This is a genomic window from Paracraurococcus lichenis (genome assembly GCF_030657435.1).
GTDB lineage: Bacteria > Pseudomonadota > Alphaproteobacteria > Acetobacterales > Acetobacteraceae > Paracraurococcus > Paracraurococcus lichenis.
Genome location: NZ_JAUTWS010000389.1, coordinates 1 through 765 on the forward strand (window position 1 = coordinate 1; position 765 = coordinate 765).

Below are 765 nucleotides of genomic sequence, written 5' to 3' on the forward strand. Positions count from 1 at the left end.
CATCGCCCGGGTGCCGCTGGACGCGCCGATCTTCGTCATGGCTCCCTCCTCCGCGAGGCCATAACGTGCCAATCCCAGGACCGGAGATGCGGGCATGGTCGGGTCGCCACCGGTGTCGCTGCGCCGCTTGCTCAGCCCCGTTGTCGCGCTTCTGCGCACGCGGCAGCCGCTTGCCGGTCCTGCCTCGCCTTCAGCTCCACCACCGATGCCGCGCTCCGAGGTGCTGGCTCGCTACCGCCGCCTGCGTCAGATCAGCAAGCAACAGCACGAGGCGGTTCTGGACATCATCGCCCCAGACATCTTGCTCAGCTGGGCCAGACGGCTCGGTATGACCGAAGGCCAGACGGTCGTTCTCGAGAACGAAAACGAACTGACGCTGCCCGAGGATCTGGCCATCTACCTGCCCAGGCCGGGCCGCTCACACCCTCTCGCCCGCTATGCCCGGCTCGCGCAGTTCGCGCCCGGCACTGACGAAGCGGTCGTGCTCGGGGCGATGCAGCGGGCGCGTTTCTCCTTGTGGCGCCTCGAACGGCGGCACCCGACCACGGGCCTGATCCTGCGCGATCTGTTGCGGGACGAGGAAACCTGGCTGGTCGACGAGGCCATGGAAAGGAATGCGCGGCCAGGATTGGAGATGGCTGCGCGTCTCCTGCAGCCCGAGAGTTTTGCAATGACCGCCCGCATCATCGTGCCGATCCTCCCGGATTTGATGACACTTCCCGAACTGATGGAAGAGGTGTTCAACAGAGCGCCCGGTTTGAGACA

General features: G+C 66.0%; 1 protein-coding gene. It reads left to right on the top strand.

The genetic code is table 11. From position 1 onward, the window contains the following. Positions 1–94: 94 nt before the first annotated feature. The coding region (locus Q7A36_RS40410) for a hypothetical protein (protein ID WP_305109426.1) at positions 95–765 on the top strand (671 nt) is incomplete at its 3' end.